We start from the raw sequence: 19,804 nt of genomic DNA on the forward strand, positions 1-19,804 counted from the left end.
TATTGGCAACTAAAAATAAGGCACAGAGAATCGAGCCTATATACTGTAATCTTAATTTCATGAGGCATTAATTTTTATAGTGGTATGTATTATTCTTGATGACATTTCCGTTCTGATCTTTCACATTTTTCAATCGCTGAAACTCATCAAATTCAAAAGAGCTGGTTTTGCCTTTGGCATCAGTCAGCCCCGTTACACCAGTTAGAGGCTGATAAGTATAAATCATGACCTGTGCATTAGGTAGTCCAGTCTTTAATGGTGCGATAAAAGTATTTATTGCAGCCTTATCTGGATTGACCAGCATGCTAAAGGTATTTATAGCTTCTTCCCCAAGAATGCCCTTAATCGCTTCATAAGTGCTATTTTTAATCTCTGCTATTGGGTGCTCTGCTCCATAACTCCATAGATAACAAACTGGCACGCCATTAGCCCGACTGATCTGTAGAGGATTTGATTTGTTCAGATTACTATAGCTCAAAGTAGCTTTAAGACTATACCCACTGGTAAGAATATTTGCCGCATCAAGAACAGCCGTATCCAATCCCGCAACAGACTCAAATTCATATACTTCTACTGGTTTACCATATATATTATACTTAAGTACCTCCCCACCTCTTATTTTACCGTTTACACTACTTTCTTTTTTTACAACCAGTCCTGATAGGTTATTTTGTTTTAAACCTGCGATATCAAATCCAGGAGAAGAGTTGTAATCACCCGGATAAGTATATCTTAGGTTATTTTTTTTGCCATCACTACCATACGTTAACGCATTTGAAAGCTGATAGCTGTTATTTTTATTATAAGTGAAAATACTATTTTGTATAATAGCCGGACCAGCCACCTCACCAGTATAGGTAAAGGTCGTATCTATTTCGCCGGTTTTCATTTGCCATTCTGTTACCCCTCTGTAAGTTGCGCTGGAAAAACTTCCGGGAGTAGGATTAGTCCCGAATTTTATCCCAAAAACATCATTGAAATTGGTTTCATATCCAGTATATAAGAATGCTTTAGAATGAACAGGCCGATACTTACCAGCACTGCGGTATTCATAATCCCGTTTAATAAGTAGCAAATCTGAACGCCAGTCTGCTTTTGCTGATGAAGCAAAAGGATAAACATTAACACCATCATTATCCGTTTCTGAATGAGAATAAGTATACTCAGTCTTTTGCGACAGTGATGTTTCATCCATATATTCAGTAATATTTTTATACTTTAATGTCTGCCCATCACCATTGACCAGTGGCACCGTGCTCTGAGAAACAATCCTGGTAACCCCAGTTCCTCCACCTATATTGCCACATGAAATTTTGAAAGCGTGAATAGGAATATTTTGTATCCTTCCACTTGAATATAGTCCATCTTGAAAATTATTGTAATTGAAAGATCTGCTAAGGGTTTTACCAAGTCCATCACTACTCACGATTTTCTTCACTCTTAGCCCCCCAACAATCATACGATTAGTTATAGCCGCATTTTCTTCCTCCCAGTCAAATGACACAAAAAACTCTGCATCAGGATTTTCAAAAGCATTATTAATAATTGTAGTAATTTTATAGCTTCCCTGTGGCAGCGTCAAGTAGCTTTCTGGTACATTCAAAGCAATGAGTATACTCTTATCTGTAATCCCTTGTATTGTTGTCACTAAAGGACAGTCAAAGGTGTTAAAATCCTTACATCCTGTATAACGGAAGTGAACAGTAGTAGGGTGTAAACCTACATTGAATGTTTTCTCATAAGCATTGGTCGTTCCTGGACTTAGATATTGGTAACTCTTCAGCAACAGATCTGATTTCTGGTCTAATCCTGAAAGCTCAAAACCGCTCACGTCACCACCGCCAATGTTAATTTTATTTACACGATTTGTTTCATAAGTATAAGTCGTCTTACCGCCGGTTGGATAAATGATGGAATTCAAAATACCAACCTGATTGGTTAATGTATCGACTTTTCTGTCCGCACCCGGTAAGTAACCGCCGCCATTGGGATTCCCATTTATAAAAGTGGATCTGACCCTCGGAGTTAAATGGATTCCATTCTCAATTTTGTTATAATAACCCCAATAATCCTGTGAACTTGATAACCTGTTTGGCAGGCCAGAGGTATTATATTCAAACTTATGACTGTATTTCTCATTCAGCGTCCCGTTAATTTCATCAAGTGATGAGAGGTAAAGTCTGTATTGTGCGACAACATTTGCATCTCCACCAGTTATTACAGGTATATCAAGATGCAGGTTTTCATCACTAAACCAATATCCAGTATTAAATTTAAAGGCCTTTAAAAGCTTATTATTTTTATTTTTGACTAAGATGCTGTCTAATGCAGCCGGGCCGCCTATAATATCTGTTCTTTGTACTGTATTGGCCTTGAAATAAACATCCCCTCCGGCAAATGAAATCTTCTCCAGCACGTTCTTTGAACCATATTGGACATAGTACGACCAACTAGACATACTACCACCGACAACAGCTTCACAGCCGCTTGTTCCTGCATAGTCTTTAGACTCTCCTCCTCTACCAAAATTGATTATTGATTTATCAGCGCTATAATAATATTTTATACTTTTACCCGCAACACTTTTTAAGTCCATAATCTGCCAGGAGGTAGTGTGAGGTGGTGTACTTCCACCAGGATTCTGAGGTACTGTGGCCATACCATCGCTAAAGTTTACGCTCGTGGTACTCGAAAAATCCTCATATCCAGTTCTTGTATTATCTTCAGATTTCCCGAAATAACATTTTGTTCCGTCAGGAAGTGTTAGTATAAATTGTATTATTTTATTATCACTATTAACGCTATAATCTATTTTAACCGGACTAAGTGGCATTTGTACAAATGTTCGAGCTGTTTGATCGAAGTAAAACTTGCCAGAAAATCCCATTGCAGAGAAATAGTAAATGTCTGGTTCAACATCCAGAATATTTTCATAGATGTCATGATTAGCTAAGTATTTTTCAGCGCTATTATCTGCGTAACCCAGAACCTTTTTTATAGTTCTATCCGCGTACATTACCCCATTATTACTCATATCGTCAGGTAATCCGTGCACTACACGGTACAAGCTGCTTCCAGTATTCAGGTTCCAGCCTAATCCTGCCCATGTAGCAACTTCTTCGACCTTAATTCCTGATGCGTTATAAGATAAATTTAAAGGTACCTCTAACTCCCCTGATCGAACTGTGTATAATGGAATACTGATTACAGGAACTCCTGATGAATATGACATTGGGAATTCAATATATTTCCCAAGCGCTGAAACTTCGGGAGAGGGTGGGATAATATTACTGAAATTAAATTTATCTATTCCCTGTGCAGTCGTATCAAAACCAAGAAAAAATGTGATAACAGAAAAGATTACGAATTTAAATGTGATTGGGTAATGCCATGAAAGCTTTGAGACCATTATTTTTAACTTTAATTTATTTATCAGAATAAAAATGATATCATATTCTTAAAATAAACCACATGATGTTTTAAGATATAAATATTAAGTAATATTAATCATAATTACGAAACAACAAGCATGACAACAAAAAATTACAAAATAAAAATATTACTTTTCATTCAGCCCTGCTGGTAACGCAATCTCATCCATATTCGCAAGAATTGCGTTTTCAATTAACACGATCCTTTGCTTTAACAAACTGGCCATTTCTGCTGTAGGTGCAATATTAAAAGGGTAACAACCTGTAACAGAAAAACCTCCCTCCACATTCGAAATCCATTTCTTAGCCAGATCAACATAATCCGCAAGTACATGAACCGTATTTTTAGGTCCGTAAATATCGAGGTACATAGGTGGAAGATCACCTACAACTACCCATAGAAAGTTATCATCTTTACTTGCTGAATTATTAATTTCATATAAAAAGACACATAGCTTCTCCCCTAAATTGAAATACAGAGAAGATCCGATAACAGCCTTACACCAGGGAAATCCTTTGATATATTGAGTTGCGCGCTCCTGCATCAGGATCACTTCACAATAAAAGTCAAGGTTTTCTTGTAATTCAGTTGTTTTTATTGGGTAGATCATATTTAGCGTGAAGATAAGAATCGCCCGTTAAAAGTCCCAGTTTCCGTCCCCTTTATAGGAATAATAACAGGAAATAAACATCATAATTATTCCAATCGCTATAAAACCAAACTCTATATATTCAGAAGACTTATTGTCGAGAATGAACTTTTTACAATCCTCTTTCTTATAAATAACTTTGACAAACTCTCCTTTTCTATACGCTGAAGGCATTGTTCCCAGTGAATACTCTTCCTCCACACGAACTCCATCCAATGTTTCATAACTCACAATCGGATAATAACTCCGTCCGCTCAGTACAATATCAGAAACAACCCCGGCAGTTTTGACTCCTGACTTTTTATAGCACTTGCGGTCAAAAACTTTAAAAAGGCCAAAACCAGCTAACAATAAACCCATAATTAATAAATACACCATTTGATTATCTGTATTAAAAACCTCAATATCAATTTATTACGTTAATACCACTATTAGACAGGTAAACGTTTCCCAATATACCATTTAAACGATAATAAAGCCGTTCATACAGGGAGTTATTTACGTTAAAATAAATTAATCATCACGAAAATTAACACATGGATCCTACCCTCTTTGAAAAGGTATTTATCCCTGTTATTAGTTTGTCCGTTCCTGATTTTGCTTTACAATGGTGGATAAACACTTAAATTAAAACAGGAATGGAAAGACCAAGAAAAAGATCACAAACAGGGCGCGTTCCCCTTTATGAAGAGCACTTAAAAAGGATCAAGTCATAAACTTGTGAAGCAGGCTCTTTTTTAAGGATAAATTTTGACACGCTCAACAGAAAGTCGTTGCTATCACGGATGCTCTTATGCCTGTGGATTTGCGCTGACACCTTTCAATTTGCATGGGAATGACTCAGCCGAAACAAGGCCGGGCTGTTGGTAAATAAATTCAAAATAGCTAAATAATAAAGCTATACCGGCCGGGTACTGCCTGAGTAGTGCCTGAGTACTCGTTAGGGTAAGAGCAATGCTAAAGTAACGCGAGAGCATGGCAAGTCCAAGTCAAAACAACTAGTTGAAATCAATTGGACTTGCTATAGTTAAAGCCTGTTCTCAACCTGATGTCACCCCGACCAACACTCAGGCACAACCAAACCATAACTAGTTGAAGATTAATGAAATTATAATTTTCCATTGGACTAACCCACGGACAACTGCGGACAATTGCAGACAGCTGCGGACAATTGCGGACATTTTTTACGCATCAGGATAATCTTTAACGCGAATAGCTTACATTGGTGGAAAAGCATTTATTTATTATGGGAAGTTTGACGGATAAATTTTCAAAGGGAATCCTGGGTGATTTCATTTTTAAAGCAGCAGTTTGGAGTACAGGCTGTTTCAAAAGCTCTGTACCGGGCATAATGAAACAAGCAATGGAAACCGAAAAAGGCATCAGAGAACTTTCGTAAAAGTAGCAAGCCTGGAAATCAGGAAGTAATTAGCTTATTAAAGAATCGTAACCAGCTGATTTGAACTAAGAAAATATCAAACCCAAAACTTGAAATTTAATCCCTGATCCACAAGTATATGACTTGATCCATTTAAAATCGCAGTAACCAAAGCTTATGCTATCGGCAGTTAGGATTAAAGTATAATTTATCTGGGAACTTTTGTTCATCAAAAACAAGACAAATGGACTTCATCTAACTGGTCTAAAGCAGCTTTTGATAAGTACGCCACCATAAATCAGGCACTTCCCCGTTAACAGCCATGGTATAATCTTCATATCGGCAAGGCACCAAATGGAAACGCTCATTTTTAGACACTCCCGAAGGATAGGGAACCTGCATCCACCAGCGGTCAGATTTCTTGCTTTTCACAAAAAGCATTTCACCTGAACCATCGTTTAAGCTTGCACGATAAATTAAATATTGAGATTTAGGATTTAATGGAAAATCTTTTTTACGGTTATAAAAACCATCTACAAAATACCAAACCATCTGGCCCAGCAACATTGCTGATTGGCTGCCATGATCAAACGCGGGGTTAAATTCATAAAAGCCGATAGAGGTTAACTTATCATTTAATCCCGCATAATGGGCAATCTTACAAGCCTGCTCTCCATAAAAACCATTTGGGCCGGCATTCCCGTTTGCAGAAGAATCCGAAGAACGGATGCACCCAAAATCAAAGCTCATCATGTTTGCATTTCTGATCACAGGTTCAGCAGAACTCACATCGGTCAGAAACTCGCCCAAACGGTGAACATCAAAATACAATTTATTCATCACCTTCAAACTATCCTGATTAACCAGATACGTCTGATAACCGATATTACTGAAATTAAACAGGTAATTAGGCTGATGCATGAAGATCTTATTCAAATAAGTATCCGATCTGGTCGCAATACTACCCTGCTCATTTTCATCCTCATCCAGATCAAATTTACTATCAACCACCACCAGATCTACTTTCTGCTCCAGCGCTTCGTAAGCCATATATTGTGCATAAGTCAGATCCTGGCCGCCACCAATAATAACCGGAACAATATCCAGTCTCATCAGCTCGGTTACCACCATCTTAAGCGCAATGTAAGTATCAGAAATCGTCGCTCCGGCTATAATATTACCTAAATCAACGATCCTGCTCTCAAATGCTCCTTCATGCAGTAAATAAAACTGTTCTCTGAAGTAATCAGGCCCTAAAGAACAACCACTATTATTCACCGCAGCACGGTCATCCTTCACACCCAGAATCGCGATATCAAAGGTTTTATCACCCAGCTCAGGAAATTTTTCCGTGTAAAAACTAGCCTTCATTCCCAGCTGACTGGTATAAAAGCCCTGTTTAGGCGTGAATTTTTCGAGAGTTAAAGGGGAGAAAAAATCGGATAAGGACATAATTAATGGTATCTATGCTGTCAAATATCTATTTTTGAGATCATATATTAATGAACATCCTAAAAAAAATGAAATGATTTTAGTTACCGGTGCCACAGGATTTTTAGGAGCTGAACTCATTTACCAGCTTACCGGGCAAGGACAAAAAGTACGCGCACTAAAAAGAGAAGACTCCGTAATCCCTGCAATACTATCCGGCAATACACTGATTGAATGGGTAGTAGCCGACATTAATGACCTCTCCACACTTGATGATGCTTTTGAAAATATCACAAAAGTGTACCACTGCGCAGCTAAAGTATCATTTGATCCTAAAGATAAAGCAACCCTGCTGAAAGTTAACATTGAAGGAACCAGTAATGTGGCTAATTTATGTGTATACCATAACGCAAGGCTTCTTCACGTGAGTTCTGTTGCCGCACTGGGAGAAGCCAAAAAAGATATGCAGATTACCGAAAAAGACTTTTGGGAATATGACGCCAATGTCCACTCCTATGCAATTTCCAAATACGAAGGAGAAATGGAAGTGTGGCGTAGTATGGCTGAAGGGCTGGACGCAGTTATTGTGAATCCATCGGTCATCATTGGCCGGAATGCAGGATATACAGGTAGTGGTGCGATCTTCAAACTCGTTAAAGACGGTTTAGGCTATTATACCAAAGGAGCTACCGGAATTGTAGACGTTGAAGATGTCGCAAAAAGCATGATTCTGTTGATGGAAAGTGAGATCACAGGTGAAAGATTTACAATATCAGCAGAGAATTACTATTATAAGCAGTTTTTTTCAGAGATTGCCAAAGGAATGGGTGTTAAAGCCCCATCTAAAGAAGCTAAACCGTGGATGCTTGGTCTTGCATGGCGGGCAGCAAAACTAGCTTCCCTGTTTACAGGAAAAGCCGCCGCACTGACCAGCGATGCTGCAAAAAGCAGTTTAAATATAAGTTTATACAGTAACGATAAAATCAGGAATAGTACGGGTATCACCTTCAAGCCCCTGCATCAAAGCATTCAGGAAGTATGTGCAGGTTTAAAAAAACTTTAAAATGAAGCAAAAGAATATTTACATCATTGATTTCGACAGCACTTTCACACAGGTAGAAGCTCTTGATGAGCTTGCCCGCATTTCCCTCAAAAAACATCCCGACAAGGAAGCCATCTTTAAGAAAATTGAAGACCTCACTAACCTGGCGATGGAAGGAAAACTATCATTTGGTGAAAGTCTGGCGCAAAGAGTAAAATTACTGGAAGCTTCAGAAGATCACCTGAAACAATTGATCACCCGGTTAAAGAAGAAAGTATCCAAATCTTTTTCCCGCAATGCGGAGTTCTTTAAAAAACATGCCGACCAGGTATTGATCGTATCCGGCGGTTTTAAAGAGTTTATTACCCCGGTAGTAAGCCAGTATCATATCAAAAAAGAAAATATTTACGCGAATACTTTTGTGACTACGGGCGATGGCAAAATCATCGATTATGACCATGCAAACCCATTAAGCGAAGAAGGTGGCAAAGTAAAACTGATGCAGCACCTGAATCTTGAGGGCGATTTATATGGCATCGGCGATGGTTATTCAGATTTTCAGCTTCGTGAAAGCGGAATGATCAAAAAGTTCTTCGCCTTTACAGAAAATATTTCCAGAGAGAGTATCGTAAGCAGAGCTGATCATGTGACGCCTAGCTTTGACGAGTTTTTATACGTTAATAATCTGCCACGGGCCATTTCTTATCCAAAAAACAGGATTTTATGCCTGGCAATCGGAGATATTCCGGAAGAAAGCCTGGCACTTTTAAAGAAAGATGGTCTTTCTATCCGTCATAAAACGTCTTTTGAAGATAAATATATCAAAGATGTCCATATGATCTTGCTGGGAAAAGGGGAGAAAATGGACCCTGAGAAATTAAAAATTGCACTGAAGCTAAAAACAATTGGTTATCTGGGTAGCGCAAGCAGCAAAATAGACCTGCAAGCTTGTACAACCATGGGGATTGTAGTTTTTGAAGATCCAAAAAATAATCCGAGAAATGCCAATTTCATTCCTAAAAGGATGTTGGATTTCATGAATAAAGGGACTACTTATCTAAGCGTTAACTTCCCGAATTTACAGTTGCCGAGAATTGATGCTTCACACCGGCTGATTCACGTCCACCATAACGTGCCGGGGATTATGGCTCAGATCAATACTGTTTTTGCAAAACACAATATCAATATTGTGGGCCAGTTCCTGATGACCAACCCATCGATCGGTTATGCCATTACAGATATTAATGCAGAATATGACAAAGATCTTTTTAAGTCTTTAAAGAAAATTGAACATACTATTAAATTCAGAGTACTTTATTAAAATGGAGCTTACACCAGAAATAAAAAGCAAGCTGGATAAACTACAGGAAAAGTATGAAGCTATGGGCCAGGATATGGCCGCCTATCTGGATGGGCTGCTTTATGCCGATTTCTTAACTTATTGGGATTATATCCACCTTGACACTTTATTGAGTCTTCAGAGTCCGAAAACACCTTTTCCGGACGAAGAGATTTTCATTATGTACCACCAGATTACAGAGCTGTATTTTAAGCTTTGCCTGCATGAGTGTAAACAAATTGCAGAACATCCTGCGCTGACCGTTGAATTTTTCACGGCACGCGTAAAACGTATCAATGCCTATTTCAATGCCTTGACCAGCTCTTTTGATGTGATGGTAGACGGTATGGAAAAAGAACAATTCCTTAAATTCAGAATGTCTCTGTTACCAGCCAGCGGTTTTCAATCTGCGCAATACAGAATGATCGAAATCTGTGCAACTGATTTTACAAGATTGGTAGATAAGAGTAAAAGGGAAGAACTTGCCAATGCCAGTTTAGAAGAGAAATTTGAAAATATCTACTGGAAATTCGGAGCTACTGAATTATCGAGCGGCAAACAGACGCTGACTTTAAAACAGTTTATCACCAAGTATGCTGCCCGGTTTCTGCAATTGGTGAAAGACAGGGAGTTTAATAATTTCTCTGCTTTATACACCCGTTTTGAAAAGGAAGGCCACGATGTAAGCTTATTAGCTGACGAATTAAGAAAGCTGGATCTGTTCGTCAATGTGGAGTGGCCATTGTCACACTATAAATCGGCAGTCAGATATTTGGAGCGTGATCCGGTAGACATCGCTGCTACAGGAGGAACCAACTGGCAGAAATACCTGCCTCCGCGTTTCCAGAAAAGAATCTTTTATCCGTTTTTATGGACGGAGGAACAGTTGGAAGAATGGGGTAAATCGTGGGTGCTGAGTGTACTGAAAAGCATCAAAAAGTAAGTCAGCCACAATAAACCACTCTTTAATCGATAATACAGTCCAACACCGGACAAATGTCATAAAGAGAAATAATATATTATATAAGACGAATATTTCGTAATTTTGTACTGATAAATAAGAGAAACCGTGATAGATACATTAACTATAAAAACCACAAAAGCTGGTCATTCCAGACTGGCTGAAACAGATTATACTGACTTGCCTTTTGGAAAAGTTTTTACAGACCATATGTTCGTGGCTGATTACGAAAACGGTGAATGGAAGAATTTCGAAATCCTTCCTTATGGCCCTATTCCAATGAGCCCTGCTATTTCTGCTTTACATTATGGACAGGCAATTTTTGAAGGACTGAAAGCTTACAAACAGGCAGACGGCGGCGTAAGTGTATTCAGAGCTGATAAAAACTTTGCACGTTTCAATAAATCTGCTACCCGTATGGCGATGGCAAATATTCCTGAAGAAGTTTTCATGCAGGGTATTGCAGCGCTGATCGACATTGATAAAGCATGGGTTCCGGCTGAAGAAAATTATTCTTTATATCTCAGACCAGTAATGTTCGCTACAGACCCTGTTTTAGGTGTAAGACCATCTTCAACTTATAAGTTTGTGATCCTTGCCAATCCAAGTGCTCCATATTACAGCAAACCTTTAAAAGTTAAAATTGAAACGCATTACACGCGTTCTGCTGAGGGTGGTGTGGGTGCAGCAAAAACTGCTGGAAATTATTCAAGAGCGATGCTTCCAACTGTAGAAGCACAGGCAGAAGGTTTTGATCAGCTGATCTGGACTGACGCTAAGGAACATAAATACTTAGAGGAATCTGGTGCAGCCAACCTGATGTTTGTGATCAATGGTAAAATTGTAACACCCGAAGTTCGTGAAACGATTCTGGATGGTGTAACCAGAGATACAATTATCCTGCTGGCAAAAAGCATGGGTACTGAAGTAGAAGAAAGAAGAGTACTGATCCGGGAAGTACTGGATAACATCGAAAACGGAAGCTTAACAGAAGCTTTTGCGGTAGGTACTGCTGCAACGGTTACACAGATCAGTGAGATCACTTATGAAGGTAAAACTTACCAGTTAACAGATCCTGCTACACGTACCGTTTCTACTGGAATTGCTAAAAAATTAAACGATATCCGTTATGGAATTACAGCTGATGAATTCGGCTGGAACTGGTCGGTTTAATTCAAAATAAAATAATTTAAAAAAATGGGGATGTTCATAGTATATGAACATCCCTTTTTTTATATTTATGGAAAGGTAGCCATTCCGGCATCCTGTTGGGGTAACATAACACATACACAATGAAAACACAATTGAAAAACTTCAGCACCAAATTAATTCTGACCCTGCTTTTCATAGCTGGCCTTTCCAGTTATAGCAAAGCAGAAGACATCCGGATGGTTATCAAAGAAGAGCGTGCAAACTGTACAGGTATGGGCCCTCAAACCTGTTACCTGGTCAAATATTCAACCAGTAAAGACTGGGAATTTTTTTATGGGGGTATCGTAGGATTTACTTATCAGCCTGGTTACCGGTATACCCTTTTGGTTTCCCGTACCAAAAGAACAAATGTTCCGGCAGATGCTTCCAGTTATGTCTATAAAGTAAAAAGGATTTTAAAGCGCCAGAAAATATCCCGTGGTATTGAAAATACGACAACAAACACAGCCGAAGCTAACTTTGTCTTTAACCACAAATGGAACTTAATCCAGCTGAATGGCATTACCCAGGAAGAATCGCCCGCTTACCTGATCTTTCACCGCGAAGATCAGCGTTTTAACGGTTCTGCTGGTTGCAATAACATTTTTGGAAGTTATGAATTCAGCAAAGGTGCGATTAGTTTTAAACAAATCGGAAGTACCATGATGGCCTGTTCAGAAGAGAAGATGAAACTGGAAAATGATTTTGTAAACCTGCTGAACGATAAAACATTCAGATATGATATTGCAGATCAGACCTTAAACTTTTATCTGGGCAATAAGCTGGTCGCGATATTTGGGATGTCCGATCTGGAAACCAATCCACAATAATAATTTAAAAAGATATCTTCAGGAAAGCATGCTGCATTAAACGCAGCATGCTTTCTTTTTATCAGGTAATATCTATTACACAATACAAATAATGCGCCGCTGCTTTCTTAGTTTTGTGTCACTAAATTTCCCACATGAAGAATCATTTACTATTCAGTCTGGCAGCCGGGCTTTGTTTCAGTTTCAATCTACAGGCTCAGGAGCACAGACTTAATTTTGCTCAGACGCAGGGTCTCTCTCCTTCGTTAACAAAAAGCCTGAATAAAGTTACAGGCTGGAGTGATGAAAATCATTATATAGAAAAAGATGACAAAACACGCAGTTTATATGCGGTAGACATCAATTCAGGTGCAAAAACGGCCTATACGCCACCACCTAAAAGTGATGTGGACGTGATGATACAAGACAATGACGTTTATATTAAGTACGGTAAATCAGCACCTAAACGTTTAACCAATACTCCTGAAGAAGAACTCAATCCGACACTTTCGCCGGATGGAAAATATGTAGCTTTTACCCGTAAAAGTGATCTTTATGCAGTTGATGTGACTACAGGTAAAGAAATCAGGTATACGACCGATGCTACAGATGTGATTTATAACGGTTATTCTTCCTGGGTTTATTTCGAGGAAATATTAGGCCGTCCTACAAAGTATAAAGCTTTCTGGTGGGCTCCGGACAGCAAGCATCTTGCCTTTATGCGTTTTGACGACACCAACGTACCAATGTTCCCGATCAATGGTTCAACGGGGCAGCATGGTTACGTAGAGAAAACACGTTATCCAAAAGCCGGTGACCCTAATCCTGAAGTTAAAATAGGTTTTGTTCCTTCGGCAGGCGGTACTATTGTATGGGCTGATTTCAACGAAAAAGACGACCAATATTTTGGAACTCCATACTGGAGCTACGATGGAAGCAACATGATGGTTCAATGGATGAACCGCGGACAGGATAACCTGAAGTTTTACGCAGTTAAACCGGAGACTGGTGCTAAAAAAGAAATTTATGATGAGAAACAATCATCGTGGGTAGATCTGGACTACGATGGCCGTATTACCTATTTGGAGGATAAAAAACATTATATCTTAAAAAGTGATAAAACAGGCTGGGCGCATTACTACTTGTATACCCTGGATGGCAAACTGGTAAATCCGCTGACCAGTGGCAAATGGCAGGTAAAAAACATTGTTAAAGTTGACGAGAAAAATAAAGTAGTCTATTTCATGGCGAATAAAGAAGCTTCTACCACAACTGATCTGTACAGTGTCAACTACAATGGTAAAAACTTAAAAAGACTGACTTTCGGGAACTATACCCACGAGGTAGAAATGTCTCCTTCGGGCGATAAATTCATCACGACTTATTCCAATGTAACTACGCCAGCTAAACAAGCGTTAGTGGACCATAACGGCAAAATCATTAAAGAAATCGCGGATAGCAAGTCTGCTGATTTCGCCAGTTATAATATCGGAAAAACAGAAATGATCACAATCCCAACCGATGATGGTTACAATTTGCCTGCGGTTATTACTTACCCGGTAGATTTTGACGAGACGAAACAATATCCTGTGATTTTCAGTATTTACGGTGGCCCTGATGCCGGAACTGTAAAAAACACCTGGAAAAAAGCTGACCTGCAATGGTGGGCAAATGAAGGAATTATCCAGATAGAGGTAGATCACCGTGCTTCTGGTAAATTCGGTAAAGAAGGTGTGGCCTTAATGCATAGAAATCTGAGTAAATGGGAGATGAAGGATTACATTACTGCTGCCAAGTGGTTAAAGGCAAAACCGTGGGTTAATAATAAAAAATTACTGATTACAGGTCATAGTTATGGTGGTTATATCACGACAATGGCTTTAACCTATGGTGCAGATTATTTTGATTTTGGTTATGCAGGAGCCCCGGTTACGAGCTGGGAACTTTATGACAGCGTATATGCAGAGCGTTTTATGGATACGCCTAAGGAAAATCCTGAGGGATATAAAAATGCTTCAGTATTAACATATACTAACAAGTATAAAGGTTTGATGCGTATCATGCATGGTGATATGGATGACAATGTTCATATGCAAAATACAATTCAACTGATTAACAAGCTGGAAGATGAAAACAAGCACTTCGAACTGATGATCTATCCAGGTGGCAGACATGGTTGGAAAGGTGTTAAAAGCAAGCATGATTTTTCAGAACGTGCCCGCTTCTATTACACTAATCTGTTAGATAAACCAGCACCAGCAGAAGTTCTGCAATAAAAATAAGCTCTTTAAAATAAAAAAGGCTGAATAACTATAGTTGTTCAGCCTTATTTTTTCCTTCTCCGCCGAGCCTCTCTCCGCTGCTCCCTATCACTCTTCATTTTCTCAAACTTCGCAATCTGCGCATCAATTTCCGCCTGTTTCTCTGGCGTTAACCCAACCGTATACTTAATCCCCTGCAATAGCGTCTTCCAGATAAAACTAAAAAAAGAAATTCTGGGGTCCCGCTGAAAATAGATTGAAGCCCCAACCATTTTACCCTTGTCATCCGGATTATCCGGCCTGATCACCAATGAATTTGCCAGCATAGAAAACAATCCCAGCTTCACCAGCCTGTTTTTCCCCTCCACCTTCTTCATCAGGCCAATTGATAAATCCTTATACCGGAAATTAAGATTACCGCTGGCCTTTGCCTCATCTGCCACCACATTAAAACTCAACTTTTTCACCATACCACTATTCACCTGCAACATCCCCAAAGGCTTGGTAATCCTGTTCAGAAACCCTCCGTCCATATCCCCTAATTCACCCTGATAAGAAAAAGCCCCATTCTTGGCATTCAGATCAAACTTAAAGTTGACCATCAACTTTCCCTGCCCCATCATATACGTGTTCAGATTGGCCAGCATAAAAGGGTTCTTAGCCTTTACCTTCTCCTCGTTCGTTACATTTAAAATTGTCCCTGAAGTCTTCTCAAAAGTAATTCTTCCTTTCTGCTTACTATCACTATCAAATTCCGCATAGCTAATATCCACATCACTCAAATTCAACTTCTTCACTGTTAACTGCGCCTTAACCAGCTGCAACAACTGATGTGGAAATTTTCCCACCCGTTCTATCCCCTGCGAAGGCAGTTCATTGTTATTAAATACCGATACAAAACCATTGGTAATATTCATTTCCTCAGCCGCAAGCTCCTGCTTCTTAATATAAAGCGGCAGATCGATCCCACTCAAACTAATATCACTCAGCTGAATACTGAACCGCTCTTTGGAGAAACCTACTTTGCGTCCAAAATCCATTTCCGAATACCGCGGCACTACGGCAAACTTCTTCACATTCAACTTCCCCGTTGAAGCTGCAAAAGAGAACTCATTCAACTGTATATGATACAAACTATCAGGCGTGGCGAACTGATAATCATTCAAACTGATCAATACATCTTTTAACAGGTAAATCCGGGTTGGATCAGTAGCTGAATTCGCATCAATCAACCAATCCTTTAGTGTAATATCCAGCTTATCCAGAGAATCAACTTCCGGTACAGGCACATTTTTATTAATATACTTGAAACTCACATCCTTTAAACTGATCGTGTTCACACTTACCAGTTTCAGAAACTTCGAGATATATTCATAAGGAGATTTATTAGGTCTTGGAGGCCGGTTCTCATTGAAATCAAACTGCCTGTTGATCATCACCACTTTAGGATGCTCAAATAACAACTGCTCTACACTCAGCTCTTTATCTTTGTAAATACTGAAAGGGTGAAAGTTCCGGATGGTCAGTTTCTTCAGGCTGACCTCATAAATATTATTCGGTGCCCGTTTAAGCTTGATCAGTTTATTAAAAATAATGGTATCAGGGATAATTTTCACGTTACTGACAGAGGCATTCCCCAGCAGGAAATTGGTATTTACGGTCGAAAACTCAATATGATACAAGCTATCCGTAGAATTCAGCACCAAATCCTTCAGCTCTTTCATAATAACGGGCCTTAGCTTTACACTAAGATACCATGACATCGCATCTGCCGCTACAAACAACAGAAACATGACAGCGGCAACCCATTTAATTACCGTAAATGTTTTTCGGGTTTTTCTCATCATGCCTAACCAGCGTCTAAAAATTACAATATACGTTTTTAAGAAAATAAAAACCAGTCATTTACCTCTTCCCGTTAATTCTTTCCGCCTTTTTCACTTGACGCTCCTTTAACTTATTCACCACTTCTTTCCTGCTTTTTTCCGGACTCTGCATTGGAATAATTCCCAATCCTATGGTTTCCCGCATACCCACAAAAACACTTTTCCACAGCAAGTTAAAAAACGAAGCACCGGCAGGCCGCTCAAAATGAATCTTAGCCGTTCTTAAATCCCCGTTCTTAGACGGATTTTCATCCTTAATGATCAATGTATTGGCTAAGAATGAAAGGAATCCCTTCTTCTGAACAGGTTTGCCATTTTCTCCCTCCTTCAGTAATTTCACCTTCAGCTGATTATAATACAACTGCATCGTCCCGTCAGAACCCTTTTCATTTGCCTGAACATCAAAGTCTATTTTCTGTATCTGTCCCGTCTCGATTTCCACCATACCCAACGGTTGGGCAAGCGGATTCAGCTTCACCATATCCAGTTTTCCAATATGCCCTTTAAACGAAAAAGCTCCGTTTTTAGCCAGTAAATTGAATTTGATTACAATATCCAGCCGTGCAGCCTTAATCATTAAAGCATTTAAATCGGCCACAGCAAAATGATTTCTGCCCAGTGAAGAAGGGTCATTGGTTACATTCAGCACGTTCCCGGTCAACTCGTCAATGTTCACTGTTCCACGCTGCTGCGACATCGGATTGTATTCCGTATAAGCAACGCTCACCTTATTTAATTTTAACGTGTCAATCGTAACTGGTATAGGTAACCGCTGTAAAGCCATATGCGGAAAATTATTTCCCTTGTTCGCGGCACCCGGCGGCATCTCCCGGTTCATGAAGACTTTGGCTGTAGTCTGGCCGATTTTCAGACTCTGCGCATGGATTACCCGGTCGGTATTAAATTTCACAAAATCTATCCCGGTAAAAGCAACTTCACCAAAAACCAGATCATACCGGTCCTTTTGAACCTTAAGCTTCCTGCTGAAAGCAAGATCAGGATACATCGGAATCATTTTAAACCCCTTGATCCGGATAGTCTGGCCGGTTGCAGATCCGGTTATGGTATCTACTTTCATTGTGTAAAGCTTATCCTTCGTTAAAGAATGGTAACCTGCCAGTTCAAATGAGACATCTTTTGCATAATAAAACCGTGTTGTATCTTTTTCAGTAGTCTCATCCAGCTTAAAATCCCTGATCTGAACATTCAAATGTTTCACCGAGTTCAGTAAACGGCCATCCGCTCCATTAATATAATCAAAATCAGCGTCTGCAATTTTAATTCCTCCTATACGGACAGCGGCAAGCGTTTTTGAAATCAGCTCATAAAGGCTGCGCTTATCTTTTTTAATGGTATCCGGCTTTTTATCAACTTTATTATAAATCATATTAATCGAAGGATTCTCCAGAATAATATCATTCATTAGTATCTTTTTATGAAGCCAGACTTCAAATATCCCAATATGGCGCAATCTTAAACGCGCCAGCTTTACCTGAAATAAGTGTGTTGGTGCATGCCCCAATTTCCTTCTTGTGTTAAAAACCGTGGTATCTGGCGAGAGTAAAATACTGTCAACAGTTACACTTCCGGTTAGCAGATTGAGGTGGATATCCTTAAAATCAATTTTATACAGATCAGCTGAGCCTTTGGAAACCACTTCTTTAATTTTTTTGCTCAGGATCGGTTTCCATTGCATACTGAAATAAAGCGATGCACAACCAACACTAACAATCAGGGCTAAAAGTACTCCAGCGAGCCATTTCCATATTTTCTTATTCCCTGATCCATTAACTGTCATATTTCTGTATTTAACTAATATTACAGATAATGGCCTATAATGTTTTTGATATTTGAAACGTTGAATGTCAATACAGCGTCTAAAAGGGGCAAATATCAGGCTGAACCTGATTTTTAAATGCTGCCAATTTGTCATTTACAAATTAAATTTAGTATTTTTGTCCCTTTAAGAATGTTACTCATTTATGATCGATTTACAGCTAACAGACAAAACACATGATGAAGGGCGCCAGGGTGAAGCTCTGATTGTTGATGCCCCAAAACTGCTTAATGCGAGGAAGCTATACATTGAAAGTTATGGTTGCCAGATGAACTTCGCTGATAGTGAAATTGTTGCCTCTATCCTGTTAGATCAGGGTTTTGAGACGACAGGTAATTATCAGGAAGCTGACGCAATCTTTATCAATACCTGCTCGATCAGGGAAAATGCAGAACAGCGTGTCCGTAACCGGTTATCACAGTTCGGTATAGAAAAACGTAAAAACCCTAAACTGATTGTCGGGGTTTTAGGCTGCATGGCAGAACGTTTAAAATCTAAATTCCTTGAAGAAGAGAAATTGGTGGATCTGGTTGTCGGGCCTGATGCTTACCGCGATTTGCCACAACTGATAGAACAGGTAGGTGATGGTCAGAAAGCAATCAACGTTTTGTTATCCAGAGAAGAAACTTACGCAGATATTAGTCCGGTCCGCTTAAACGGGAACGGGATTACTGCTTTCATTTCGATTATGCGTGGTTGTGATAATATGTGCTCTTTCTGCGTAGTTCCTTTTACAAGAGGGCGTGAACGTAGTCGTGATCCGCATTCTATTCTTGCTGAAGCACAGGATTTACATGACCGCGGTTATAAAGAAGTGACCCTGCTTGGACAGAATGTAGATTCTTACAAGTGGAAAGGTACGGCCGAAGCCGAAGATGGCGCTGAGATTATGGTCAACTTTGCCCAGTTACTGGAAAAAGTAGCATTGATCAGCCCTGAATTGCGTGTACGTTTCTCGACTTCACATCCAAAAGATATTACAGACGAAGTACTGCATACCATTCAAAAATATGATAACATCTGTAACAATATCCATTTACCGGTACAATCGGGAAGCAGCAGGGTATTGGACCTGATGAACCGTACTTATACCCGCGAATGGTATATCAACCGGATTGATGCCATCAGAAATATCATTCCTGATTGCGCAATCTCTACAGACATTATCGCTGGTTTCTGCACAGAAACTGAAGAAGAGCACCAGGAAACCTTATCCATGATGGATTATGTAGGTTACGATTTCGCATTCTGCTTCAGTTATTCTGAAAGACCAGGAACAATGGCTGCAAGAAAACTGGAAGATGATATCCCGGAAGACGTGAAAAAACGCCGTTTACAGGAAATCTTATTGAAACAACAGGCTACTTCTCATTACAGATTAGAGAAATCTGTAGGAAAAACAGTCCGCATTTTAGTAGAAGGTTTCTCTAAAAAGTCTGATAAAGACCTTTGCGGAAGAAATGACCAGAATGCCATGATCGTATTCCCGGCGGTAGAAAATGTAAAGCCAGGGCAATACGTAAATGTCATTATTGAGCGTTGTACATCAGCGACTCTACTGGGCAGAATTACAGCTTAAAAAATATAC

14 protein-coding genes are annotated in these 19,804 nt (G+C 39.4%); 8 read left to right on the forward strand and 6 right to left on the reverse strand.

Annotated elements, in window-relative coordinates; translation table 11 throughout:
• Window positions 1–67 precede the first annotated feature (67 nt).
• The 3 genes from HDE70_RS22485 to HDE70_RS22495 all read right to left on the reverse strand — a co-directional run bounded on the left by HDE70_RS22485 (window position 68) and on the right by HDE70_RS22495 (window position 4,459).
• Window positions 68–3,409 carry a hypothetical protein gene (locus HDE70_RS22485; RefSeq protein WP_183891896.1) on the reverse strand — a complete coding sequence of 1,114 codons (3,342 nt, stop codon included), beginning with the start codon at window positions 3,407–3,409 and terminating at the stop codon, window positions 68–70.
• Between the two features lie 150 nt (window positions 3,410–3,559).
• On the reverse strand, window positions 3,560–4,042 hold the full coding sequence (locus HDE70_RS22490) for a hypothetical protein (protein ID WP_183891897.1): 483 nt from the start codon (window positions 4,040–4,042) through the stop codon (window positions 3,560–3,562).
• Window positions 4,043–4,069: 27 nt separating this feature from the next.
• Complete coding sequence (locus HDE70_RS22495) at window positions 4,070–4,459, reverse strand: DUF3592 domain-containing protein (RefSeq protein ID WP_183891898.1); 390 nt, start codon at window positions 4,457–4,459, stop codon at window positions 4,070–4,072.
• Window positions 4,460–5,306: 847 nt separating this feature from the next.
• Between HDE70_RS22495 and HDE70_RS22500 the strand changes: the two genes are divergently transcribed.
• A complete protein-coding gene (locus HDE70_RS22500) occupies window positions 5,307–5,480 on the forward strand; it encodes a hypothetical protein (protein WP_183891899.1) in 174 nt (57 codons plus the stop codon).
• 243 nt (window positions 5,481–5,723) lie between these two features.
• Here the strand turns inward: HDE70_RS22500 and HDE70_RS22505 are convergent, their stop codons facing one another.
• Window positions 5,724–6,911 carry a formimidoylglutamase gene (locus HDE70_RS22505; protein WP_183891900.1) on the reverse strand — a complete coding sequence of 396 codons (1,188 nt, stop codon included), beginning with the start codon at window positions 6,909–6,911 and terminating at the stop codon, window positions 5,724–5,726.
• Between the two features lie 73 nt (window positions 6,912–6,984).
• Between HDE70_RS22505 and HDE70_RS22510 the strand changes: the two genes are divergently transcribed.
• From HDE70_RS22510 to HDE70_RS22535, 6 genes are all read left to right on the forward strand, one after another.
• Entirely contained in the window at window positions 6,985–7,953 is a 969-nt protein-coding gene (locus tag HDE70_RS22510) for an NAD-dependent epimerase/dehydratase family protein (RefSeq protein ID WP_183891901.1), read from the forward strand.
• 1 nt (window position 7,954) lies between these two features.
• Window positions 7,955–9,253, forward strand: coding sequence for an HAD-IB family phosphatase (locus tag HDE70_RS22515; RefSeq protein ID WP_183891902.1), 1,299 nt, complete (start codon window positions 7,955–7,957; stop codon window positions 9,251–9,253).
• Entirely contained in the window at window positions 9,219–10,214 is a 996-nt protein-coding gene (locus tag HDE70_RS22520) for a tryptophan 2,3-dioxygenase family protein (protein WP_260161891.1), read from the forward strand. The genes HDE70_RS22515 and HDE70_RS22520 overlap by 35 nt, the downstream gene beginning before the upstream one ends.
• 126 nt (window positions 10,215–10,340) lie before the next feature.
• Window positions 10,341–11,405, forward strand: a complete 1,065-nt coding sequence (locus HDE70_RS22525) for a branched-chain amino acid aminotransferase (RefSeq protein ID WP_183866183.1) — start codon at window positions 10,341–10,343, stop codon at window positions 11,403–11,405.
• A 119-nt stretch (window positions 11,406–11,524) separates the two neighbouring features.
• Window positions 11,525–12,253 carry a DUF4377 domain-containing protein gene (locus HDE70_RS22530; protein WP_183866184.1) on the forward strand — a complete coding sequence of 243 codons (729 nt, stop codon included), beginning with the start codon at window positions 11,525–11,527 and terminating at the stop codon, window positions 12,251–12,253.
• A 134-nt stretch (window positions 12,254–12,387) separates the two neighbouring features.
• Window positions 12,388–14,508: a DPP IV N-terminal domain-containing protein gene (locus tag HDE70_RS22535; protein ID WP_183891904.1), complete on the forward strand. Its 2,121-nt coding sequence runs from the start codon at window positions 12,388–12,390 to the stop codon at window positions 14,506–14,508.
• 50 nt (window positions 14,509–14,558) lie between these two features.
• On the opposite strand, the gene HDE70_RS22540 is transcribed toward HDE70_RS22535, so the two are convergent.
• Both HDE70_RS22540 and HDE70_RS22545 read right to left on the reverse strand, forming a co-directional pair.
• Window positions 14,559–16,340 (reverse strand): hypothetical protein, encoded by a 1,782-nt coding sequence (locus HDE70_RS22540; RefSeq protein WP_183891905.1) that lies wholly within the window; start codon window positions 16,338–16,340, stop codon window positions 14,559–14,561.
• A gap of 58 nt (window positions 16,341–16,398) precedes the next feature.
• The gene (locus tag HDE70_RS22545; protein WP_183891906.1) at window positions 16,399–18,177 is read right to left on the reverse strand and encodes a hypothetical protein; all 1,779 of its coding nucleotides are present in this window, start codon (window positions 18,175–18,177) and stop codon (window positions 16,399–16,401) included.
• 184 nt (window positions 18,178–18,361) lie between these two features.
• On the opposite strand from HDE70_RS22545, the gene miaB reads away from it, so the two are divergent.
• Window positions 18,362–19,795, forward strand: a complete 1,434-nt coding sequence (miaB, locus tag HDE70_RS22550) for a tRNA (N6-isopentenyl adenosine(37)-C2)-methylthiotransferase MiaB (RefSeq protein WP_183866188.1) — start codon at window positions 18,362–18,364, stop codon at window positions 19,793–19,795.
• Window positions 19,796–19,804 lie beyond the last annotated feature (9 nt).

This window comes from Pedobacter cryoconitis (assembly GCF_014200595.1).
In the GTDB taxonomy this organism is placed as follows: domain Bacteria; phylum Bacteroidota; class Bacteroidia; order Sphingobacteriales; family Sphingobacteriaceae; genus Pedobacter; species Pedobacter cryoconitis_C.